The sequence below is a fragment of the Streptomyces sp. NPDC093225 genome (assembly GCF_044753805.1).
GTDB lineage: Bacteria > Actinomycetota > Actinomycetes > Streptomycetales > Streptomycetaceae > Streptomyces.
The window spans coordinates 1-21,685 of the sequence record NZ_JBIVNX010000085.1 but is presented as its reverse complement, the minus strand read 5'-3'; the positions used below and the strand labels follow the sequence as shown (position 1 = coordinate 21,685).

At 74.4% G+C, this 21,685-nt stretch carries 20 protein-coding genes; 13 read left to right on the top strand and 7 right to left on the bottom strand.

The features are described from left to right. Window positions 1–333 precede the first annotated feature (333 nt). Window positions 334–780: a MarR family winged helix-turn-helix transcriptional regulator gene (locus tag ACIQCH_RS37205; RefSeq protein WP_402588584.1), complete on the top strand. Its 447-nt coding sequence runs from the start codon at window positions 334–336 to the stop codon at window positions 778–780. 89 nt (window positions 781–869) lie between these two features. Here the strand turns inward: ACIQCH_RS37205 and ACIQCH_RS37200 are convergent, their stop codons facing one another. Then, window positions 870–1,643: a protein phosphatase 2C domain-containing protein gene (locus ACIQCH_RS37200; protein ID WP_402588582.1), complete on the bottom strand. Its 774-nt coding sequence runs from the start codon at window positions 1,641–1,643 to the stop codon at window positions 870–872. 463 nt (window positions 1,644–2,106) lie between these two features. On the opposite strand from ACIQCH_RS37200, the gene ACIQCH_RS37195 reads away from it, so the two are divergent. The 5 genes from ACIQCH_RS37195 (at window position 2,107) to ACIQCH_RS37175 (ending at window position 8,383) form a co-directional block, all read left to right on the top strand. Continuing rightward, window positions 2,107–5,427: a nitrate- and nitrite sensing domain-containing protein gene (locus tag ACIQCH_RS37195; RefSeq protein WP_402588580.1), complete on the top strand. Its 3,321-nt coding sequence runs from the start codon at window positions 2,107–2,109 to the stop codon at window positions 5,425–5,427. After that, window positions 5,424–5,900, top strand: coding sequence for a roadblock/LC7 domain-containing protein (locus ACIQCH_RS37190; protein WP_030210238.1), 477 nt, complete (start codon window positions 5,424–5,426; stop codon window positions 5,898–5,900). Before ACIQCH_RS37195 ends, ACIQCH_RS37190 begins: the two co-directional genes overlap by 4 nt. A 2-nt stretch (window positions 5,901–5,902) precedes the next feature. Next, window positions 5,903–6,295: a DUF742 domain-containing protein gene (locus tag ACIQCH_RS37185; RefSeq protein WP_402588585.1), complete on the top strand. Its 393-nt coding sequence runs from the start codon at window positions 5,903–5,905 to the stop codon at window positions 6,293–6,295. Then, window positions 6,276–6,989 carry a GTP-binding protein gene (locus tag ACIQCH_RS37180; protein WP_402588578.1) on the top strand — a complete coding sequence of 238 codons (714 nt, stop codon included), beginning with the start codon at window positions 6,276–6,278 and terminating at the stop codon, window positions 6,987–6,989. Before ACIQCH_RS37185 ends, ACIQCH_RS37180 begins: the two co-directional genes overlap by 20 nt. Before the next feature lie 89 nt (window positions 6,990–7,078). Continuing rightward, window positions 7,079–8,383, top strand: coding sequence for a styrene monooxygenase/indole monooxygenase family protein (locus ACIQCH_RS37175; RefSeq protein ID WP_402588576.1), 1,305 nt, complete (start codon window positions 7,079–7,081; stop codon window positions 8,381–8,383). On the opposite strand, the gene ACIQCH_RS37170 is transcribed toward ACIQCH_RS37175, so the two are convergent. After that, complete coding sequence (locus tag ACIQCH_RS37170) at window positions 8,290–9,633, bottom strand: NlpC/P60 family protein (RefSeq protein WP_402588574.1); 1,344 nt, start codon at window positions 9,631–9,633, stop codon at window positions 8,290–8,292. The two genes, ACIQCH_RS37175 and ACIQCH_RS37170, sit on opposite strands and share 94 nt — an antisense overlap. Before the next feature lie 225 nt (window positions 9,634–9,858). Here ACIQCH_RS37170 and ACIQCH_RS37165 point away from each other — a divergent pair, with 225 nt between their 5' ends. The 4 genes from ACIQCH_RS37165 to ACIQCH_RS37150 all read left to right on the top strand — a co-directional run bounded on the left by ACIQCH_RS37165 (window position 9,859) and on the right by ACIQCH_RS37150 (window position 14,176). Next, window positions 9,859–11,220, top strand: coding sequence for an FtsW/RodA/SpoVE family cell cycle protein (locus ACIQCH_RS37165; protein ID WP_402588572.1), 1,362 nt, complete (start codon window positions 9,859–9,861; stop codon window positions 11,218–11,220). Between the two features lie 88 nt (window positions 11,221–11,308). Further along, a complete protein-coding gene (locus ACIQCH_RS37160; protein ID WP_402588570.1) occupies window positions 11,309–12,835 on the top strand; it encodes a penicillin-binding transpeptidase domain-containing protein in 1,527 nt (508 codons plus the stop codon). A 43-nt stretch (window positions 12,836–12,878) separates the two neighbouring features. Next, window positions 12,879–13,337, top strand: coding sequence for a DUF3291 domain-containing protein (locus ACIQCH_RS37155; RefSeq protein WP_402588568.1), 459 nt, complete (start codon window positions 12,879–12,881; stop codon window positions 13,335–13,337). Window positions 13,338–13,564: 227 nt separating this feature from the next. Beyond that, window positions 13,565–14,176, top strand: a complete 612-nt coding sequence (locus ACIQCH_RS37150; protein WP_402588566.1) for a hypothetical protein — start codon at window positions 13,565–13,567, stop codon at window positions 14,174–14,176. A 78-nt stretch (window positions 14,177–14,254) separates the two neighbouring features. Here the strand turns inward: ACIQCH_RS37150 and ACIQCH_RS37145 are convergent, their stop codons facing one another. Beyond that, window positions 14,255–15,442, bottom strand: coding sequence for a ferritin-like domain-containing protein (locus ACIQCH_RS37145; protein WP_402588564.1), 1,188 nt, complete (start codon window positions 15,440–15,442; stop codon window positions 14,255–14,257). Between the two features lie 183 nt (window positions 15,443–15,625). On the opposite strand from ACIQCH_RS37145, the gene ACIQCH_RS37140 reads away from it, so the two are divergent. The 3 genes from ACIQCH_RS37140 (at window position 15,626) to ACIQCH_RS37130 (ending at window position 17,822) form a co-directional block, all read left to right on the top strand. Then, window positions 15,626–16,555 (top strand): diiron oxygenase, encoded by a 930-nt coding sequence (locus ACIQCH_RS37140; RefSeq protein ID WP_402588562.1) that lies wholly within the window; start codon window positions 15,626–15,628, stop codon window positions 16,553–16,555. Window positions 16,556–16,596: 41 nt separating this feature from the next. Further along, a complete protein-coding gene (locus tag ACIQCH_RS37135; RefSeq protein ID WP_402588560.1) occupies window positions 16,597–17,439 on the top strand; it encodes a TetR/AcrR family transcriptional regulator in 843 nt (280 codons plus the stop codon). Window positions 17,440–17,510: 71 nt separating this feature from the next. Further along, window positions 17,511–17,822 (top strand): hypothetical protein, encoded by a 312-nt coding sequence (locus ACIQCH_RS37130; protein WP_402588558.1) that lies wholly within the window; start codon window positions 17,511–17,513, stop codon window positions 17,820–17,822. A 127-nt stretch (window positions 17,823–17,949) separates the two neighbouring features. Here the strand turns inward: ACIQCH_RS37130 and ACIQCH_RS37125 are convergent, their stop codons facing one another. The 4 genes from ACIQCH_RS37125 to ACIQCH_RS37110 form a co-directional block, all read right to left on the bottom strand. After that, on the bottom strand, window positions 17,950–19,233 hold the full coding sequence (locus ACIQCH_RS37125; RefSeq protein WP_402588556.1) for a histidine kinase dimerization/phospho-acceptor domain-containing protein: 1,284 nt from the start codon (window positions 19,231–19,233) through the stop codon (window positions 17,950–17,952). After that, entirely contained in the window at window positions 19,230–20,210 is a 981-nt protein-coding gene (locus ACIQCH_RS37120) for a hypothetical protein (protein WP_402588554.1), read from the bottom strand. Before ACIQCH_RS37120 ends, ACIQCH_RS37125 begins: the two co-directional genes overlap by 4 nt. A gap of 69 nt (window positions 20,211–20,279) precedes the next feature. Further along, window positions 20,280–20,405, bottom strand: a complete 126-nt coding sequence (locus ACIQCH_RS37115; RefSeq protein ID WP_402588553.1) for a hypothetical protein — start codon at window positions 20,403–20,405, stop codon at window positions 20,280–20,282. Between the two features lie 110 nt (window positions 20,406–20,515). After that, window positions 20,516–21,241 carry a hypothetical protein gene (locus tag ACIQCH_RS37110; RefSeq protein ID WP_402588551.1) on the bottom strand — a complete coding sequence of 242 codons (726 nt, stop codon included), beginning with the start codon at window positions 21,239–21,241 and terminating at the stop codon, window positions 20,516–20,518. Window positions 21,242–21,685: the final 444 nt, after the last annotated feature.

Genomic DNA, 21,685 nt, shown 5'->3' with positions numbered 1-21,685 from the left:
CGGAGGCAGGCCCGGGCCTGGGGTGGCCGTAGGCCAGGGCCGAAGGCCCCGAAGCCCCAGGGGTGGGCCTGCCGCAGGGCCTGCAGGCCATGCCGCCTCAAGAGGCGAGGGGACCCACACACCACGGGACCCGCCCCCGAAGCGAGCCCACCCCGACACCGCCCCGCGGTGCCTGCCCCCCCTCCCCCTCCCCTCCTCCCCCTCCGCCTTCTCCCTTCCCCCTTCTCCCTCCCTCCCCACCCCGTCAACAGGTGTCCCGCTCCCCCGTCCGCCCCCACCTGCGAAATACTGGTACTCCCCCGGCAGGCGGGGTCGGCACGATGGGAGCACGCAGTGCAGGGCAGCGGAGACCAGACGGAGTTCCTCGCGTTGGAGCGGGAGCTCTCCGTCTTCCTCCGGCGCGCCCGCGCGTCGTCGGGCGAGATGGCCAGGGAGCTCCACCCGGAGCTGGAGCCGGCCGCGTACGGCCTGCTGGTGCGGCTGGAGGACGCGGGCCGGCAGCGGGCCACGGACCTCGCGGCCTACTTCGGGGTCGGCAAGGCCACCATGAGCCGGCAGCTGCGGGCCCTGGAGGACCTCGGGCTGGTGGCCCGCGAGCCGGACCCGGCGGACGGGCGGGCGTACCTCATCGGGCTGACGCCGGAAGGGCGCGAGCGCTTCCTGCGGGTACGGGACGCGCGGCGCGAGCAGTACATGCGCAAGCTCGCGGACTGGGACCGCGGCGAGGTCGCGGAGCTGGCCCGACTGCTGAACCAGCTGAACGCGGGCACGGAATCCTGACTGCGGGGTAGGCCACGAACCCACCCACGAACCCACCCACCCACCACTACCCACCCGCCACCAACTACCCCACCCCCACCCCCACCCCCCTACAACTCCACGAACACCACCGAAGCGTCATCGTGCCGCTTGCCGCGCGCGTCGCCGCGCGCCCCCGACTCGATCGTCCGCACCCGGTCGATCAGCCCCCGCGCCCCCTCCTCGCGCAGCACCCCGAGGCACCGCGCCCAGTCGCCCTCCCCGAACGTGTCCGTCCACCGGCTCGCCCCGTCCGTCAGGGCGGCCAACGCCCGCACCCGGTCGCGCGGCAGCGTGCCCGTGACCGCCAGCTCCGCCACCGCCGGGTCGGCGGCCGCCGTGTGGAAGCCGCCCGGCGCGTTGCGCAGCGCGTCCGTGGCCGCCGTCGAGCGCAGCACCTCGCGCGGCACCCGGTCGAGGCGGTCGTCCCGTACGGCCGTGACGTCCCCGTCGGGGGACTCCACGAGCAGCACCGAGTCCGACAGCACCAGGTGCTCCACCCGCTCCTCGTCCCAGCGCGCCAGCACCACCGTCGCCTGGGGGGTTCGGACGTGAGAAAGGTCACAGGTGTCGCGGTGGGCGTCGGCCGTGGCGGCGATCGCCGCCGCGAGGATCCGTTCCAGTGTCATGTCCCGCCGCGATCCGGACAGTTCGGTCAGCCGGCCGCCCAGGCCGGAGGCGAACCACGGCACCCCGTGCCGACAGCCGTCCGTCCCGCGCGGTGGGGTCACCCCGTCCAGGGCCACCAGGACTCCGCCCTGGCCGAAGGCGGGTGCGAGGGCCGACACCCAGTCCTCGTTGGGGCGTTGCGGATCTCCGGGTGCCGTGGCCAGCTCGATGCGCATATGGACAGTCTGCCCGGGCTTGTCCCGGCTGTGCGTGGGTTTCGCGGGGCCGTCCGCCAATTAGTCCGTACCAGGATGAATGGCCTGTTCGCGCACCGACACGGGGGCTTCACCTACGGAATCCCCGGGTCCGCCCCGAGATGTGGGCGGGCATACTGCCAGGGCCCGCGGCGAGGTTCAACCACTCGTCCACGCGCGGCCCCTGGTGGCGGGATGTCCGAGTTGATCGCCAACTCTTCCCTGATGTTCACTCGTTCGAGTGGCCGGGCGGGCGATGCGCGCCCCTGCCCGAACCACACTTGGAATGGTCTGATGCGGTACGAGGGGCAGGGGCGTTTACTTGTTGACCGGCCGTCACCTCGGCCAGGACCCACCCGGACGAAGGTGCCGCCGATCCGCCGATCGGCCGGCCCGGCACTCCGGTGACGAGTAGACGAGCACACGTACAGGATTGCGAGCACCGGTGTCGAAGAAGCGGTCTCGGAAGAACGGCAGCGCCCCGGCAGGGACCGAGCGCACCGGAGACGCGACAGGCACCGGCAGCAGTGCCGGCCGCCCCAAGCGCGTCCGCAGCCGGCTGGTCCTCGGCGTAGCCGTCGTCGGACTCACCGTCATAGGTGCGAGCGCCCCCGCCCTCATCGCGGCCTCGGCCGACCTCAAGGACTCCCAGAGCCTGGTCACGCTCGCCGAGCGGACCCGCGCCACCGTCGCCCTCGCGCACGCGCTGGCGGACGAGCGCGACGCCGCCGTGGCGTACGTCGCCCACGGCCGCGAGGGCAAGGGCAAGGGCAAGGGGAAGGGGAAGGCCGCCGTCCAGGAGCGGGCCGCCCGCACCGACGCCCAGATCGAGGAGGTCCGCGGGGACGCCGACGGCGCCACCGGCCGGGCCCTCGACCGCGTGAAGTCGGTCCGCGCCGCCGCCCTCACCGGCAAGGGCTCCGCCCTGGCCGCGCACACCGCGTACTCCGAGATCCTCACCACCCTGCTCGCCCCCGCCGACGAGCTGGCCGAGCGCACCCCGCCGCGGGCCGAGGCGGCCGTGGCCGCCGGCCGCGCCCTCGCCCCGCTGACGCGGGCCGTCGAGCAGGCCTCCGCCGCCCGCGGGCTGCTCCTGGCCGCCCTCGCCGTGCCCGAGGCCGAGGACGGCGGCACCGTCTTCAACCCGGTCACCGGCCGGTACGAGGACGCCCCCGCCGGTCCCGAGGCGAAGGCCCGCACCGAGCTGACCACGGCCGGCCAGCGCGCCCGGGTGCGCGAGCAGGCCGCGCTGGAGGACTTCGACCGCGCCGCCGCCCCGGACGTCCGCGAGACCCTGGCCGCCACCGTGAGCGGGCCCGAGGTCAAGGCTGCCGAGGGCTACCTCGCCAAGCTCACCGACGGCCCCGAGCTGTCCGCGAGCGACCGCAAGCTGAACGCCGACACCGTCGGGGCCGCACTCAGCGCCCGGATCGACCGGATGCGGTCGGTGGAGTCCACCCTCACCGCCGAGCGCGCCACCGCGCTCGCCGCGCTGCGCGACGACGACGTGACCGAGGGCGAGGTGCTGCTCGGCCTGGCAGGCCTCCTGCTGCTGGTGGCCGTCGGCGTCTCCACCGCCGTGGCCCGGACCCTGACCCAGCCGCTGTCCGTGCTCAAGCGCGGTGCCGAGCGGCTGGCCTCGCCCGACCACGAGGGCGGCTCCGACCCGGTCCGCTTCACCGGCCGCAACGACGAGTTCGCCGCCGTCGTCCGGTCCATCAACGAGATCCACGCCCGCGCCGAGGCCCAGTCCACCTCCCTGCACACCCGCATCGCCGGGCTCGACGCGGACCGGCGTCGGCTCATCGACCGCAACGACGCGCTGAGCGCCGCCAAGACCGGCCTCGACAAGGAGCTCGCCGAGCTGAAGGCGGGCCTGGAGGAGCACCGGCGCATCCTGATCACCACCTCGGTGTCCCTGTCGCTGCGCACCCTCGGCCTGGTCGAGCGCCAGCTGGCGGTCATCGAGCAGCTGGAGGCCAAGGAGCAGGACCCGGACCGCCTGGACACCCTCTTCAAGCTGGACCACCTGGCCACGGTCATGCGCCGCCACAACGAGAACCTGCTGGTCCTCGCCGGCCAGGAGCACGGCCACGGGCACGCCGGGCCGGTCCCCCTGGTGGACGTCATGCGCGCCGCGGTCAGCGAGATCGAGCGGTACGAGCGCGTCGACCTCCAGGCGCTGCCCGCGTACACGCAGGTCGCCGGGCACGCCGCCGACGACATCTCGCACGTGGTCGCGGAGCTGCTGGAGAACGCCACGACCTTCTCGCCGCCGGACGCCAAGGTGAAGGTGTCGGGCTGGCTCACGGACGACGGCTCCGTCGTCGTGTCCGTCCAGGACGGCGGGATCGGCGTCACCGAGGACCGGCTGGCGCTGCTCAACGGGCGGCTGGCCGACCCCGAGGCGTTCGAGCAGGAGGACGAGGCCGAGCACGGCCTGGGGCTCGGGCTGTACGTCGCCGGGCGCCTCGCGGCGCGGCACGGCGTGACGGCCGAGCTGCGGGCGCAGCGCGGCGGCGGCACCGAGGCGCTGGTCGTCGTACCGGGGGCACTGCTGCCGGACGCGCCGCCGGCGGCCCCCGACTACTCCCTCGGGGAGCCCGGCGTGCCGGCGCTCCAGCTGCCCGGGTTCGTGGCCGAGGCCAACTCCAACGTCCTGCCGCCGCGGTTCCGCCCGGAGGTGCTGGAGACGCCGGCCGCCGAGGCCGTGGTCGAGGTGCCGGTCGTCGAGGACCTGGCCGCCGGGACCGAGCCGCCGCTCGCGGAGACCGAGGCGCCGGCTGCCGAGGAGCCGGTCGCCGAGACCGCGCTGCCCCTCGCGGAGGTCGCGGAGCCGGTCGCCGAGGACCCGACGGCCGAGGCCGAGCAGGCCGAGCACCAGGACCGGACCGCCGAAACCGAGGCAGCGGCCGCGACGCCGGCCCCCGAGGCCGAGTTCGACGCCGAGGCCGAGGCCGAGGCCGAGACCGACACGGAGTTCGACACCGAGAACGGCGTCGACAGCGAGCCCGAGGCCCCGACCGACCCCTTCCCGGCGGCGGAGACCGCCACCGCGGAGGAGGAGCCGGCTCCCGCCGAGCCGGTCGAGGTCCACGAGGCCGTCACCGACCCGGCGGAGCCCGTCGACGGCGTGTACGTCGTACCCGGCTCGGCGCCGGCCGGGCGCGGGCCCGCCCCGGTCGCCGACGCGACCGCCGCCGTGAGCATGGAGGACACCGGCGCCTGGCTGATCGCCGCGCCGCTGCCGCGCCAGGGCGGGTACGACGAGCCCGACCACCACGCCCGCACCGAAGAGGCGGGCGACGACGCGTCCGGCACCGAGCCGCCGCACCACGACGCGTACGGCGCGTCCGGCACCGAGCCGCACCACGATGCGTACGACGCGCACCGCGTCCCCGAGTCCCACGCCACCGAGGCGCGCCACCAGCCCCTCGGCGCAGACACGGACGAGGGACACGAGGCGCTCGGTGGAGCAGCCGACGCCGAGGCGCCCGCCGGCGACGCCGAGGAGTCGACCGTCGAGGTCGAGCGGCCGCGCATCACCGACAAGGGACTGCCGAAGCGCACCCCCCGGATCGTCGACCACGGCACGGGGGAGGTCCGCAAGCCCGCGACGCGGGTGGACGCGGAGGAACTGCGCCGTAGGCTCGGGGGGTTTTACCAAGGGGCCCGCGACGGGCGGCGCGTCGCAGACGCCGAGCTCGCCGAACAGCGGCAGCGGGCCCAGGACGAGGGGGACACCGTCGAGGAGGCACGCACGTGACCGCGCCCAGTACGTACGGACTGAGCACCCAGGCCCGCAACCTGCAGTGGCTGCTGACCGACCTGGTCGAGGAGGTGCCGGGGCTCGTCTCCGTCGCCGTCGTCTCCTCGGACGGGTTGCTGCTGCTGTCCTCCGACCCGGGACACGCGAGCGCCGAACGGGCCGAGACCAAGGGGCCGCGGGGGGCCTCCGCCGATCTCGCCACCATCGTGTCCGGGTTGGGGAGCCTGACCGCCGGAGCCGCCCACCTCATGGACGGCGGCGGCGTCAAGCAGACCATGGTCTCCATGGAGCACGGCAGCGTGTTCGTGATGGCCATCAGTGACGGCTCGCTGCTCGGGGTGCACGCCACCCCCGACTGCGACATGAGCGTCGTCGCGTACCACATGGCCCTGTTCGTCGGCCGCGCCGGACACGTCCTGACCCCCGAAGTCCGCAGCGAGCTGCGCCAGTCCATGGAGAGAACCACGTGAGCGTGAGCCAGCTGCAGGCTCCCGAGCGCCCCGATCGCCTGCCGATACGCGGGGCGGACCGCCGCCCCGCCCGGGTCCGCCCGTACTCCCTCACCGGCGGCCGTACCCGCTTCGGGCACGTGCTGCTGGTGGAGACCTTCGTCGCCACGCTCGACGCCAGGGACGAGGCGCCGGCCCGCATGCCCGAGATGCGGGCCATCGTCGAGGTCTGCCGCCGCATGCGCACGGTGGCCGAGATATCGGCGCTGCTGAAGCTGCCGCTCGGCGTGGTCCGCGTCCTGCTGAGCGACCTCGCCGACCAGGGACGGATCCGCGTCTACGGCACGGGGCACGGCACCGGCCGCCCCGACCGCGCACTGCTCGAAAGGGTGCTCAGTGGGCTCCGCCGTCTCTGAACCGGTCTCCGCCGTGTCCGCACCGTCCGCGCCGCCTGCGCCGTCCGCGCCGTCCGCGCCCTCCGACCCCTTCACGACCGCCACCGGGTCGTTCTCCTTCTTCGACCCCGACGAGGTCGCCCAGCCCTGGCAGTACGACCGCTCGCGCGCCCCCATCGCCGTCAAGGTGCTGGTCGCGGGCGGCTTCGGGGTCGGCAAGACCACCTTCGTCGGTTCGGTCTCCGAGATCACCCCGCTGCGCACCGAGGCCGTGATGACCGAGGCCAGCGCCCCGACCGACGACCTGTCGGCCACCCCGGCCAAGAACACCACGACCGTGGCGATGGACTTCGGCCGCATCACCCTCGACGACGACCTCGTGCTGTACGTGTACGGGACCCCGGGCCAGGAGCGCTTCTGGTTCATGTGGGACGACCTCGTGCGCGGCGCGATCGGCGGCATCGTCCTCGCCGACACCCGGCGACTCGTCGACTGCTTCCCGGCCCTCGACTACTTCGAGAGCTGCGGGCTGCCGTACGCCGTGGCCGTCAACCACTTCGAGGGCAGCCAGCGCTTCGAGCCGGAGGACGTGCGCGACGCGCTCACGATCCCGCCGCACGTACCGGTCGTGATCATGGACGCCCGGCAGCGGGTGACCGTCGTCGAGAGCCTGCTCACCCTCGTCGGCCACGCGCTCGACAACACTCCCGAATAGCCCCCGCGCACGGCGCGCGCACCCGCACGGCGCGCGCGGCGCGGTCATCGCACGATCCCCCACCGCCCGGAGAGATGGAGCATCCGCCCATGCGGAAGATACTCGTCGTCGGGGCCGGCCAGTCCGGCCTGCAGCTCGCCCTCGGACTCCAGTCCAAGGGGTACGAGGTCACCCTCATGTCGAACCGCACCGCCGACGAGATCCGCTCCGGCCGGGTCATGTCCACCCAGTGCATGTTCGACGCCGCGCTCCAGCACGAGCGGGACCTGAAGCTCGACTTCTGGGCGAGCCGGGCCCCGAAGATCCAGGGCCTCGGCGTCTCCGTCGCCGCCCCCGACGGCGGCCGCGCCGTCGACTGGCTCGGCCGCCTCAAGGGCCACGCCCAGTCCGTCGACCAGCGCGTCAAGATGGCCGGCTGGCTCGACACCTTCGCGCAGCGCGGCGGCCAGCTCGTGATCCACGGCGCCACCGTCTCCGACCTGGACTTCTTCGCGCGCACCTACGACCTGGTGCTGGTGGCCGCCGGCAAGGGCGAGCTCGTGTCGATGTTCGAGCGGAACGCGGCGCGGTCCCCGTACGACGCCCCGCAGCGCTCGCTGGCCGTCTCGTACGTGCACGGGCTCGGCCCGCGCCCCGAGCACCCGGACACCGAGGCGGTGCGCTGCAACCTCGTGCCGGGCGTCGGCGAGCTGTTCGTCATGCCCACCCTCACCACCTCCGGCCGGGCCGACATCCTCTTCTGGGAGGGCCTGCCGGGCGGCCCGCTCGACGTCTTCCAGGGCGTCAAGGACCCCGCCGAGCACCTGGCGCTCACCCTGGAGCTGATGGAGAGGTTCACGCCCTGGGAGTACGCGCGGGCCACCAAGGTCGAGCTGACCGACGCGGGCGGCACGCTGGCCGGCCGGTACGCGCCGGTCGTGCGCAACCCGATCGGACGGCTGCCCGGCGGCGGGCTGGTGCTGGGCGTGGCGGACGTGGTCGTGGCCAACGACCCGATCACCGGGCAGGGCGCCAACTCGGCGGCCAAGTGCGCGGCCTCGTACCTGTCGTCGATCCTCATGCACGGCGACCGGCCGTTCGACGAGGCCTGGATGAAGGCCACGTTCGACAAGTTCTGGTTCACCACCGGCAAGCCGGTCACCGACTGGACGAACGCCATGCTGGGCGTGCCGCCCGAGCACGTGCTGAACCTGATCGGCGCCGCCGGTCAGCTGCAGCCGGTGGCGGATCGATTCGCCAACGGCTTCGACAACCCCTCCGACTTCGACGCGTACTTCTACGACCCGCAGGACGCGGCGGACTACCTCGCCGAGGTCTCCGCGGCGGCCCCGGCGGTCCCGGCCCCGACTCGGGCGTCCGACGGGGCGTCCGACGGGGCGTCCGTCGAGGCGTAGCCGGCGTCCGAGCCCGCCCCCGCCCCTCCGGGCAGCGGGGGCGGGGTGTAGGCGTCCAGGGGCCGGTCGGCGGGGTCCGGGCGGACGGCGCCCAGGAGCGGGTTGGCCGCGAGCGGCGACACCTTGACCCGGGCGCCGGGGCGGGGCGCCTGGATGACCTTGCCGCCGCCGATGTACAGGGCCACGTGTGTCGCGGTGGGGAAGTACAGCACCAGGTCGCCGGGGCGCAGCCGGTCCAGCGGCACCCTGGGCAGCCGCGCCCACTGCTCCTGGCTGGTGCGGGGGACGGACCGGCCGGCGTGCGCCCACGCCTGCGAGGTGAGCCCCGAGCAGTCGAAGGACCCGGGCCCCGCCGCGCCCCACGCGTACGGCTTCCCGATCTGCCGCGTGGCGTACGCGAGCGCGGCCCCGCCGGCGGCGGTGGGCGTCCGGTCCGCCGCCCCCGGACCCAGCCGGCCGGACTCCTCCAGCTCGCGCTGCGCCTTCGCCGCGCCGGACTCCTCCAGCGCCGTCACTCCGGCGAGCTGCGCCGTGGTGAGCGAGGCCAGCAGCCGCTCGACCTCGCCGAGCCGGGCCGTGACGGCGTCGCGCTGCTCCTTGCGCCGCTGCAGGAGGACCTGCTGGCCGTCGAGGGCCTTGCGGGCCCGGGTGGCCAGCGTGCCGGCCTGCTTCTCGGCACCGGCCAGGCGTGTCAGTACGGTCGCCTGACGGGCGGCTTCGCGGCGGGCCAGGCGGCGTTCGTCCAGGGCCTGCTCCGGGTCGCCGGAGAGCAGCATGCGCAGGTACGGGGAGACGCGGCCGGCGCCCTGGTACTGGCGCCGGGCCAGTTCGCCCGCCGCGGCCCGGCTCGCGCCCAGGGCGTTGCGGGCCCGGCCCAGGTCACCGCTGAGCCGTTGCTCGTCCTTGCGGCGCGCCTTGAGGGCCTCCTCGGTGGCGTTGTAGGCCTCGGTTGCCTCCTCGGCCTGGCGGTAGAGCGTCCGGAGCCGGGTCAGGAGGTCGGCGACGCCGTTGGCGTCGGTGACGACGCTGGCGTCGGCGTCTGCGGCGGCAGTGGAGCCGGGTGCGGCGGGGGCCTCGGGCGCGGCGGCCCGGCCGCTCGCCGCGGTGGTCGTGCCGGCCTCGGAGGCGGGTGGTGCGGGGGCCGCCGGGGCCGCCGGGGCCGCGCCCGAGGCGGTCGGGGGCGCGGCGGCCACCAGAGCCACCCCGGCCGTCGCGGCCGCGCACACCAGGCGTCGGAGCCGTCCGGGCATTGCGATCACCTCCGTGGGTACGGGAGGGATCGTGGCATGCGAAGTAGTACAAGTCGCACAAACGTATCGGCCATGCCGTCCCTGTCACCCGTCCGGCGGCCGCATCGGCGTCCGTCCGTGCCGGACCGCGCCCCTCCGCGCCTCTCCACGCCCCACTTCTGACGTTTCTTCAGCGCACTATGACATATTCGGACATAAGCTCAGGTTGCTTGCTACCGTCGCCATATGACCGCATTGACGGCAAAGGTGGTGGACGGGGCCCCGCCGCCCGTCGTACGCCACGTCCAGCGCAGCGGCGTCGAACTGGCCCTGCTGGTCGGGGCCGTGCTCGTGGTCCTCCTCGGTCACACCTGCGTCGCCCTCACCACCCGCGGCCACGCCCCCGCCGACCTCGGCCGCCAGGCCCTCGGACTGACCGGCGCGGTCCTCGTCGGCCACCTCGTCGTACGCTTCCTCGCCCCGTTCGCGGACCCCCTGCTGCTGCCCATCGCGGTCCTCCTCAACGGCCTCGGCCTGGTCCTCATCCGGCGCCTGGACCTGGCGACCCCCGGCCAGCCCGCCGCCCGTGACCAGCTCGTCTGGTCGGCGCTCGGGCTCCTCCTCTTCGTCGCAGCCGTCGCCCTGCTGCGCGACCACCGCGTCCTGCAGCGGTACGCCTACCTCTCCATGGCCGCCGCCCTGCTCCTGATGCTGGTGCCGGTGCTCTTCCCCGCGATCAACGGCGCGCACATCTGGATCCGGGCGGGCGGCCTCTCCTTCCAGCCCGCCGAGCTCGCGAAGGTCCTGCTCGCCGTGTTCTTCGCCGCCTACCTGGCCGCGAACCGCACCGCCCTCGCCCTCACCGGCCGCCGGATCTGGGTCTTCCGGCTGCTGCCCGGCCGCGCCCTCGCGCCGATCCTGACGATCTGGCTGCTGAGCGTCGGGATGCTGGTCCTCGAACGGGACCTCGGCACCTCGCTCCTCTTCTTCGGCCTCTTCGTGATCATGCTGTTCGTGGCCACCGGCCGGATCGGCTGGACCGCCATCGGCCTGCTGCTCGCGGGCCTGGGCGCGTACGCCGTCGGCACGCTGGAGCCGCACGTCCACAGCCGCGTCCAGGACTGGCTGGACCCCTTCGCCTCCATCCGGGCCGGCCAGGGCCCCGGTCAACTGGCCCAGTCCCTCTTCGCCTTCGCCGAGGGCGGCACGCTCGGCACCGGGCTGGGCGCCGGCCACTCCATGCTCATCGGCTTCGCCGCCAAGTCCGACTTCATCCTGGCCACCGCGGGCGAGGAGCTCGGCCTGGTCGGGCTCAGCGCGATCCTGCTGCTGTACGGGCTGCTCGTGGCCCGCGGCTTCGCGGCCGGACTCGCCCTGCGCGACGCCTTCGGGCGGCTGCTGGCCACCGGACTCGCCTCCATCCTGGCCCTGCAGGTCTTCGTGATCGCCGGCGGGGTGACCGGGCTGATCCCGCTGACCGGCATGGCGATGCCCTTCCTGGCCCAGGGCGGCTCGTCGGTGGTGACCAACTGGCTCATCGTGGCGTTGCTGGTACGGCTCAGCGACTGCGCCCGAAGACCCGTACCGGAGGCGGAGGAGGCAGGGTGACCCGTACTGCCCGCGGTGCTCGTACTGCCCGCAGCGCGCGGATGGCCCGCACCGCCCGGACGGCCCCGAACCGTCGGAGGAGCCGCCCGTGATCCGCTACATCCGCTGGTCGGCGGCCTTCTGCCTGCTCCTCTTCGGCGCGCTGCTGGTGGGCGCCACCCGGCTCCAGGTGGTGCGGGCCGGCGAGCTGTCCGACAACCCCGCCAACAAGCGCGGCAGCATCGCCCGGTACGCCCACCCCCGCGGCGACATCCTCGTCGACGGCCGGCCCGTCACCGGCTCCCGGGACAGCGGCCAGGCCCTGCGCTGGGAGCGCACCTACGCGAACGGGCCCTTGTACGCACCGGTCACCGGCTTCGCCTCGCAGACCTACGGCACCAGCTTCGTCGAGCGGGCCGAGGACTCCGTCCTGGGCGGTACCAGCCCGCTGCTCTCCGCCCTCCCGCTCTGGCACGACCTCACCCGGCGCCCGCCCGCCGCCGGCCACGCCGCGACCACCGTCCGGGCCCAGGTGCAGCTGGCCGCGTACACCGGACTGGCCGGGCGGCGCGGGGCGGTGGCCGCGCTGGAGCCCGCCACCGGCCGGATCCTGGCCCTGGTCAGCAGCCCCTCGTACGACCCGGCGGCGCTCTCCGGCACCGGCGCGGCGGTTCGCCGGGCCTGGACGCGGTTGAACGCCGACCCGGACCGGCCCATGCTCAACCGCGCGCTGCGGGAGACGTACCCGCCCGGCTCCACCTTCAAGATCGTGACGGCGGCGGCGGCGCTGGACGCGGACGTGGTCACGGACGTGGACGCGCCGACCCGCACCCCGGACCCGTACGTCCTGCCCGGCACCACCACCCCGCTGCCGAACGCCTCGCGCGGCTGCGAGGACGCCTCCATGGCGGAGGCGATCCAGTGGTCGTGCAACACCGTGATGGCGAAGATCGGCGTCGAGGTCGGCCTGCGCGGGATGGTGGAGGCGGCGGAACGATTCGGCTTCAACGACGCGGGACTGCGGGTGCCGTCGTGGGTCTCGCGCTCGAACTTCGACACCGACATGAGCCCGGACCAGCTCGCGCTGTCGTCCATCGGGCAGTTCAACACCCGTGCCACGCCGCTGCAGATGGCGATGGTGGCGGCCGCGGTGGCGGGCGGCGGCGACCTGAAGTACCCGTACCTGGTGGAGGCCGCGACCCGGTCGGACGGCGAGACGGTGCGCCGGGGCCGCCAGCGCAGCCTGCACCGGGCCATGAACCCGGCCACCGCGCTGCGGCTGCAGCGGCTGATGCGGGCGGTGGTCGAGGAGGGCACCGGGCGCAACGCGGCCATCCCCGGTGCCGAGGTGGGCGGCAAGACCGGCACGGCCCAGCACGGGGTGGGCAACGCGGGCACCCCGTACGCCTGGTTCATCGCCTGGGCCCGGGCCGAGGACGCGCCGGTGCCGGGGGTCGCGGTGGCCGTGGTCGTCGAGGACGCCGAGGCGGACCGGGGGGACATCAGCGGCAACAGCAGCGCCGCCCCGATCGCCCGGGCGGTGATGGAGGCGGCGCTGTACGGGGAGGACGTCCGGCAGCGGCCCGGCGCTCCCGTCGTACGCCCCTCCGCGCGGGCGGCCCGTCCCACCCCTTGATCGCTCCTGCCGGAGCGCCCGACTCCGGCCGTATCGTGCGGACATGACTGAGAACATCCGCCACGAGCTCGCACAGGTGAACATAGCCCTCCCCAAGTACCCCCTGGACGCACCCGAGTTCAAGGACTTCATGGACGGGCTCGACCCCGTCAACGCCGTCGCCGACGCCGCCGACGGGTTCGTCTGGCGCCTCCAGGACGCCTCCGGCAACTCCACCGCCCTCCGACTGGACGGTGACGACGCCCTGATGGTCAACCTCTCGGTCTGGCGGAACACCGACGCGCTGACCGCCTTCATGTACCAGGGCCTGCACCGCGAGTTCCTGACCCGCCGCCGCCAGTGGTTCGAGCACCTCACCGAGGTCGCCACCGCCCTGCGGTGGGTCGAGGCGGGACACCGCCCGTCGGTGGCGGAGGCCGGCGAGCGCCTCGCCCACCTCCGCGCCCACGGCCCCACCCCGCACGCCTTCACCCTCCGCACGTCCTTCCCGCCGCCGGCGTGACCGCCCCGCCGCACCACGGTTGCGGCCCCCTGCGCGGGGCATAGGTCAGCTCGTCGGAGCAGGGCGGGGCGCGCGAGCGCGGATCCGGGGGGCGCATGAGCCAGGCGCAGGGCGGCGGCGGGACGAGTGGCGGCGGGGCAGGGGGCGGTCAGTCGGGTGGCGGCAGGCCCAGGGGTGGCGGCAGCCCCAGGGGTGGCGGGGCCGGGGGCTCCAGGTGGCGCGACCCGGTGCTGCTCGTCCCCGCGGCCGCCGTGGTGGTGGGGGCGCTGATCACCGGCGTCTTCGCACTTCTCTCCGGTGGCCACGGCTCCGGCTCGGAGGGAGGGTCGCCGCGGCCGACTCCGACCGTCGCGACCCCCGCGGCCCCACCGGGGACCGCCACCGGCCCGACCCGGTCGCCCACGGCCACCGCGACGGCCGCCACCGGACCCGCGACCCCGGAGAGCCCGGCCGGATCCGCCGCGGCGACGCCGGAGCGGGGCGGTGTGCGGCGGGCCCAGGACGGACTCGTGCTCGTGCGGAACTACGGCATCGACCTCGATGCGACCGTGGAGGACTCCGTCACCTGGCGCTACGGCGAGGGCGTCACGGCCGACGGCCACGACTTCTACCACTGGCACAACGGAACGATCGGGGCCGACGCGAGGGTGGTGGCGGCGGCCCCCGACCGGGCCGCGTGCGAGACGACCGGGTACGGCGAGGACATCTCGGCGAAGCAGGTGAGCAGCGGCCTGGTGCTGTGCGTGAAGACCCGCGAGGACCGGTACGCGCGCGTGACGGTCACCAAGGTCGACCTGGAGAAGAAGTCCATGACCATCGACGTGGTCGTGTGGAACTAGCGCCGCCCCGTGGTGTGTGGGCCGAGGGGACCCGCACACCACGGGGCGGCCCACGAAGCGAGAGCCCGTCCCGTGCGGTCAGACGGCTGGGGCGGAGGCTCCCTCGGCGTCTCCGCCCGCGCTCGTGCTGTCCGTGCCCCTGTCCGCGCCCCCGTCCACGCCCGTGCCCGCGCCCTCGGCGATCGTGGCCCGGACCTCGGCGGCGCGGGCGCGTTCCTCCGCCGCGAACCGCTCGCGGTCCAGGGCCTCGGCGACCTCCTCGTCCTGGGTCATGAGCAGGTCGAGGTTGGAGTCGCCCATCTCGAAGACGCCCATGTCGAGGTACGCCTTCTGGAGCCGCTCGCCCCACAGGCCGATGTCCTTCACGCACGGCACGATCCGGCTGAACAGCAGCCTGCGGAACAGGTGCAGGAACTCGGACTGCTCGGAGAGCTCCTCGGCCTCCGCCTTCGGGATGCCGAAGTTCTCCAGCACCTCCACCCCGCGCAGCCGGTCGCGCATCAGGTGGCAGCCCTCGATCACGAACTCCTCGCGCTCGCGCAGCTCGGCGTCCGTGAGCTGCCGGTAGTAGTCCCGCAGCGCCATCCGCCCGAAGGCCACGTGCCGGGCCTCGTCCTGCATGACGTACGCCAGGATCTGCTTGGGCAGCGGCTTGTCGGTGGTGTCGCGGATCATGCCGAACGCGGCCAGTGCGAGGCCCTCGATCAGTACCTGCATGCCGAGGTAGGGCATGTCCCAGCGGGAGTCGCGCAGGGTGTCGCCCAGCAGTCCCTGGAGGTTGTCGTTGATCGGGTAGAGCATCCCGATCTTGTCGTGCAGGAAGCGGGCGTAGATCTCGGCGTGCCGGGCCTCGTCCATGGTCTGGGTCGCCGAGTAGAACTTCGCGTCCAGGTCCGGCACGGACTCCACGATCCGCGCCGCGCACACCATGGCGCCCTGCTCGCCGTGCAGGAACTGGCTGAACTGCCAGGCGGTGTAGTGCCGGCGCAGGTCGCCCCTGTCCTTGTCGGTCATCTTCGCCCAGTGCCGGGTGCCGTGCAGGGTCAGCACCTCGTCCGGGGTGCCCAGCGGGTCGTACGGGTCGACCTCCAGGTCCCAGTCGATCCGCTTGGCGCCGTCCCACTGCTTGTCCTTGCCCTTCTGGTAGAGGGCCAGGAGGCGGTCGCGGCCGCCGTCGTACTCCCAGTTGAAGCGGGCGGATCCGGAGGACGGGACGGACCAGATCGGCTCGCCCGGGTCGGTCGTGTAGAGCTCGTGCGTCGCCACCGACGCCCCCTTGTCTCGCGCTGCGTCGCGGAAGTGCCGTACAGGACAGGACGGTTGGCAGGTTCACACGTTGGTAGACGCCGGGTCAACAACTCGTGCGCGAGGGATTGACGGCGTTGCTGACGGGGAGTCTCATAAGGGGTGACCGTTGGTAAGCCACGTCCGCACGAGGAGTCGGAACCCATGACGACCGTGACCGACCGCACCGTCCTGCGGGACGCGCTCGGCCTGCTCAAGGACCGCGAGCAGATCGCCGAGCGGCTGCTCGACTCCTCCGCCAAGCATTCCTTCGACCCGGATCGGGAGCTGGACTGGGACGCGCCCCCGGTCGAGGGCAAGTGGTACTGGCCGCCCGAGCTGGTGTCCCTCTACGACACCCCGCTGTGGAAGCGGATGTCCGAGGAGCAGCGCATGGAGCTGGCCCGCCACGAGGCCGCCTCCCTCGCCTCGCTCGGCATCTGGTTCGAGATCATCCTCATGCAGCTGCTGGTCCGGCACATCTACGACAAGTCCCTGACCAGCAACCACGTCCGGTACGCCCTCACCGAGATCGCGGACGAGTGCCGGCACTCGATGATGTTCGCCCGCCTCATCAAGACCGGCGGCGCCCCCGCGTACCCGGTCTCCCGCCTCAACCACAACCTCGCCCGGATCCTCAAGACGGTCTCCACCACCCCGGGCTCCTTCGCCTGCACCCTGCTCGGCGAGGAGATCCTCGACTGGATGCAGCGCCTGACCTTCCCGGACGAGCGCGTGCAGCCGCTGGTGCGCGGGGTCACCCGCATCCACGTGGTCGAGGAGGCCCGGCACGTCCGCTACGCCCGCGAGGAGCTGCGGCGCCAGATGGTCACCGCCCCGCGCTGGGAACGCGAACTGACCCGGATCAGCTGCGGCGAGGCAGCCCGGGTCTTCTCCGTCGCCTTCGTCAACCCCGCCGTGTACGACAACGTCGGCCTGGACCGCCGCGAGGCGGTGGCCCAGGTCAGGGCCAGCGGCCACCGCCGCGAGGTGATGCAGACCGGCGCGAAGCGGCTGACCGACTTCCTCGACGACATCGGCGTGCTCAACGGGATCGGGCGCCGGCTGTGGCGGAGCTCGGGACTGCTGGCCTGAGGCCGCCCGGGCGGCGGCGGGGTGCGGTTACGCTGCGGGGCATGACGCCCCGGCCGCCCGTACCCCGTACAGCTTCCGCCGCCGCCTCCGCGCCCGGTGCGGCCTCCGCCGCGGGCGCGTCCCGTGCCGCCTCCGCCGCCGCGTCCGGTGCGGTCGCCGCGTCCGCCGCGCCGGCCCGGCCGGCGTACCGCAGGCTCAGCGTGGCGGAGCGGCGCGGCCAGCTGCTGGAGGCGGCCCTGTCGCTCTTCGCCCACCGGTCGCCGGACGAGGTCTCGCTCGACGACGTGGCCGAGGCGGCCGGCGTCTCCCGGCCCCTGGTCTACCGCTACTTCCCCGGCGGCAAGCAGCAGTTGTACGAGGCCGCCCTGCGGTCCGCGGCCGACGAGCTCGAACTGTGCTTCGACGAGGCCCACTCGGGCCCGCTGACCCGCCGGCTGACCCGGGTCCTCGACCGCTACCTCGCCTTCGTCGACCAGCACGACGCCGGGTTCAGCGCCCTGCTCCAGGGCGGCAGCATGGCCGAGACCTCCCGCACCAGCGCCACCGTCGACGGCGTGCGCCGGGCCGCGGCCGAGCAGATCCTGCTCCACCTGGCCGTCCCCGAGCCGGGGCCCCGGCTGCGGATGATGGTGCGCACCTGGATCGCCGCCGTGGAGGCGGCCTCCCTGATCTGGCTGGACGAGGGGAAGCGGCCGCCGGTCGACGAGCTGCGCGACTGGCTCGTGGACCACTTCGTCTCGCTGCTCACGGTCACGGCCGCCTCCGACCCGCAGACCGCGGCGGCGGCCCGGGCGGCCCTGGCGCTGGAGGCGCCGGAGGGGCCGGTGGGGAGCCTGGTGAGGCGGGTGGCCCCGGTCGTGTCGGAGGCGTCGCACCTCCTGTGAGGCCGGGGCGGCACGGCGCCTCCTGCGACCTGTCGTGCACCGGAGGCCGCACCTGCTGTGACACTGGTGGGGTGAAGAGCTCCGACACCCGCTTCGAGGGGGGCCCGATGGACGGGCGCGTGCTGCCCGTCCTGCTCGGCCCGACCGGCCACCCGCCGAAGCAGTACGAGATCCCGGTCCCCGACGCGGCCGGCGGCCCGCCGACGGTCCTCGTCTACCGCCGGGTCCCGGCCGGCTACTCGAAGCGGCTCGGTCTGCAGACCGGCTGGAAGTACGAGTGGGACCCCACGGGCGAGCGCCGACGGCTGCGCTGGCCCTGGTCGAAGCCGCGGCCCGGGGCCGACGGGGCCGGGGACGGGTCCGGCGAGAGCTCCGGGGACTGATCCGGGGGCGGGTGCGGGGGTGGGTCCGGGGACGGCTTCGGCGGCGGGTCCGGGTCCGGGGCCGGCGGCGGGGGCGTGAGCGGTCCGATGGGGTCGTGAGCGGTCGTATGGGGTCGTCCCCTTCGCGCTAGTCCGCCCCCGGTGGGACCGGGGCGTCGCGCGGGTCCGGCGCCGGGAGGGTGAGCACCGCCAGCGCCCCGCCGTCCGGGGCGTTGCGGAACGCCAGGCCGGCGCCGATCGCCGCCGCCTGCCCGACCGCGATGGTCAGCCCCAGCCCGTGGCCCTTGACCCCGGCCTTCGGCTCGGTGCGGAACCGCTGCGGCCCGTGCGCCAGCAGGTAGTCCGGGTAACCGTCGCCGTGGTCCCGTACCGTCACCACCGGGCCGTCCACGGTCACCACCACCGGGGTCCGGCCGTGCTGGTGGGCGTTGCCCACCAGGTTGCCGAGCACGCGTTCCAGCCGCCGCCGGTCCGTCTCCACGTACAGGTCGCGCACGACCACCACCTGCGTGTCCGTGCCCGAGGCGCGCACCGTCCGCTCCGCGAGCGGCCCGAGCGGGTGCAGGTCGGTCTCGATCTGCTCGCGGCCGGTGTCCAGGCGCGAGATCTCCAGCAGGTCCTCGGTCAGTTGCCGCATCGTGCGCACCCGCTCGCGCACCAGCTCCGTCGGGCGCCCCTCGGGCAGCAGTTCGGCCGCGGCCGTCAGACCGGTGAGCGGGGTGCGCAGCTCGTGCGCGACGTCCGCCGTGAAGCGCTGCTCGATCAGCAGCTTCGCCTGGAGGGTGGAGGCCATCGTGTCCAGGGCCCCGGCGACCGTGGCCACCTCGTCCTGGTGGCGCGAGGGGTCCTTCGTACGGGGGTCCGCCACGCGCGCGTCCAGGTCTCCCTGGCTGATCCTGCGGGCCACCGTCGCGGCCAGGTGCAGCCGGCGCGTGACGCGGGTGACGGCGAAGGCCCCGACCAGCAGCGTGCCGCCGATCGCGAGCACCGCGGAGCCGATGATCGCGTTGTCGAGGCCGCTGATCGTGCGGGCGCTCTGGCTGTAGTCCACGGCGGCGGCCAGCGCACGGCCGTCGGCCGGGGCCGCCGCCCACATGGTGGGGATGCCCTGGTAGTCGGCCACCATCGTGCCGCGCAGTCCGCCGACCGCCAGCCGGCGCAGCGAGGGCGGCAGGCCGTCGGGATCGATGCCGGAGCCCGGCGGGAGCGCCTCGCCCGCCTCGTAGGCGCGGGCCGCGTCGGTGAGCTTGGACAGCGCCTTGTCGCGGGCGGTGTCGACGGTCTGGCGGGTGACCTCGACGTGCACGAGCGCACCGAGCACGGCGGCGAGGGCGCAGCACATGACGGCGATGAAGCAGGCCGACTTCCAGGTCAGCGTCGCCGTCCAGGCGGGCAGGCGGGGCCTCCTCATCGGGCCGCCGCCGGCGCGGAGGCCTCCGGGGTGAGGAGGGGTGCGGGCGCGGCGGCCGAGGCGATGGGGGAGGAGGGCGGGCCGAACGGCACGGTGCTCGTGTCCTCGCCCGCGGGGCCGGCGGCGCCCGAGCCGGGGGCCGCGGAGCCGGTGCCCGTGGAGCTGGTGCCGGCGGGTCCGGTGCCCGTGGAGCTGGTGCCTGCGGATCCGGTCCCTGCGGATCCCGTTCCCGTCGATCCGGTCCCTGCGGATCCGGTTCCCGTGGATCCGTTCGGGCGGGGCTGTGTCACGCGGACGATCTGGTCGCGGGTGATCAGCATGGTCCGCTGGTGCTCGTCCCAGGACCAGGCCGTGATCCACTCGTACCCGGGATTGCCGCCCGGGGCGCGCAGGACGATGTCCCGGCCGGCCAGCTCGACGCTGATCACCGCGTCCTGCGTACCCATGATCCGGTTAAAGCGGCCGTCGGGGTCGGCGGTGTAGGCGCGTACGGCCAGCTGGGCGTCCGGCATCTCGATGCCGATGATCAGCTCGTCGCGGCCGTTGCCGGTCAGGTCGCGGTAGTAGGGCGCGAGCACCGGGCACTTCGGCGCGCCGGCGGTCTTGCACGCCTCGATGGCCCGTACGGTCTCGGCGGGCAGGGCGATGGGCCCGCTCGCGGCACCTCCGTTGGCCTTGATCTCGGCCTTGACCAGGGCGAGGGGGTCGACCTGGTGGACGTTCTGGCGGGTCACGCGGGGGATGCCCTGCACGTACTCGGGCGGGTTGCCGCCGGGGTCCGGGGGCAGGATCGTGGCGCCCTTGCGCTGGGGCCACAGGTGGACCGGCCCGCTCGCGATCGGGGTCGGACCGGCGCTCTGCAGACGGCCGGCGTCGCCGCAGCCCGTCGCGGCGGCGGCGACGGTGGCGACGACCAGCGCCGACAGCGCGGCACGGCGGACTCCCGCCTGTGGCGGTGGCGTACGGCGCGGTCTCACGGCCGCCCTCCTGGGTGCGGGTGCGGGTGCGGGTGCGGGTCCTGGTGCTCGTGCTGGGCACCGTAGACCTTATTCGGCGGGATTTCCGTTTTGTCCCGGCTGGTGGATCTCGTCGATGTCCACCCGGTGGGTCTTGCCGACGTTCATCGGCTGGGTCTCGGTGGTGTCTGGCGGCTGGTTCGCTTTGGTGGCCACCGGCCGGTTCTCTCCGACAGGGGACGCCGGCCGCGCGCTGTCCGCCCGGCCCGCCCCGGCTACCGGCGATCGGGGGTGCTCCCGCATCCGCGGCCCGCTGCGCCACGGCATCAGTCCCGGACGCCGTACGTACGGCCGCGGCGCAGCATCGCGAACCCGAGGCCAGCGGCACCGACGGCCGCCATGCCCGCGCCCGCGCCGATCATCAGGACGCCGTCGCCGGGGCCGGCGTCGGGGCCGGCGGCTACGCCGGGTCGCAGCGACTTCATGCCCGCCTGGACCGCGGCCAGCGGCTTGGCGACGACCACGGCTCCGGCGCGGTGGGCGGTCTTGTGGCCGTCGGCGCCGATGCGGAGCGGGGTGCCGAGCGTGGTGGGGTCCGGCCCGGTGTCCGGCGCGGCGTCGTTCACCCAGGACGAGACGCGGCCGTCCGGGCCGAGCGCGACGTACAGGCCGTCCGCGACCGCGACGGCGTGCGCAGCGGTGCCGTTCGTGGAGCGCAGCGTCCGGCGCGGGGCGCCGCCGGCCGCGATGTCGGCCTGGTACCCGGCGGTGCCGGTGCGGTACACGGTCGCGGTCGAGACCCCGTCCGCGAGGTACACCGTCTTGACCGGCTTCCGCGCGACCGAGTCCACCGAGTGCGCAGGCTTCACCGCACGCTCCGCGGCCCCGCGGCTCGCGGTGAGGGGGAGGGGGGTGTGGCGGGTGTGAGCGGTTCGGTGCTCCGCGGTCGAGGTGTCGGCGAGTGCGACGGAGGCGGGCAGCGCCAGCACGCTCGCAGCGAGCGCTGTCACGGCGACGGCCCGGACGGCGACGGTGCGGGGGTGGGTGCTCACGGGGGGTCCTCGGGGCTGGGGCTGGCTGGCGCGTTCCACGCTAGGAGGGCCCCGTTGCGGCACCCCTCCGGCTGTGTAACGGCTGGCCATAGCTCTCCCGGCGATGTCGTTACACGACCGCCGGATTCCCACCCGCGACCCCGCCGACGCGGGGCCCGGCTGTGTCGGGAGGGGGCCTTGGCGGCTGGGCTGGGGGTCGGTTGCGCCCCGCCTCCTCGGGCGGGGCGATTTCTCTGGGGAGGGGGGTGCATTCAGCGCCCCTCGGCGGGCGGCTGCTCTCTCTGGGGCGTGTTGGACGCGCATCGGCTGTCGGTTGATCCCTCGGGGGCGGGAGGGGACGGAGCTTCGCGGGGCCGCCCCGTGGTGTGTGGGTCCCCTCGCCTCTTGACCCGCCATGGCCTGCAGGCCCTGCGGCAGGCCCACCCCGAGGGCTTCGGGGCTTCG

What these genes read in the sequence shown, in the direction of transcription:
- ACIQCH_RS37155 (WP_402588568.1), top strand. Translation starts at nt 12,879, where the DNA reads ATGACTGAGAACATCCGCCACGAGCTCGCACAGGTGAACATAGCCCTC.
- ACIQCH_RS37200 (WP_402588582.1), bottom strand. Translation starts at nt 1,643, where the DNA reads ATGCGCATCGAGCTGGCCACGGCACCCGGAGATCCGCAACGCCCCAAC.
- ACIQCH_RS37135 (WP_402588560.1), top strand. Translation starts at nt 16,597, where the DNA reads ATGACGCCCCGGCCGCCCGTACCCCGTACAGCTTCCGCCGCCGCCTCC.
- ACIQCH_RS37175 (WP_402588576.1), top strand. Translation starts at nt 7,079, where the DNA reads ATGCGGAAGATACTCGTCGTCGGGGCCGGCCAGTCCGGCCTGCAGCTC.
- ACIQCH_RS37165 (WP_402588572.1), top strand. Translation starts at nt 9,859, where the DNA reads ATGACCGCATTGACGGCAAAGGTGGTGGACGGGGCCCCGCCGCCCGTC.
- ACIQCH_RS37170 (WP_402588574.1), bottom strand. Translation starts at nt 9,633, where the DNA reads ATGCCCGGACGGCTCCGACGCCTGGTGTGCGCGGCCGCGACGGCCGGG.
- ACIQCH_RS37140 (WP_402588562.1), top strand. Translation starts at nt 15,626, where the DNA reads ATGACGACCGTGACCGACCGCACCGTCCTGCGGGACGCGCTCGGCCTG.
- ACIQCH_RS37125 (WP_402588556.1), bottom strand. Translation starts at nt 19,233, where the DNA reads ATGAGGAGGCCCCGCCTGCCCGCCTGGACGGCGACGCTGACCTGGAAG.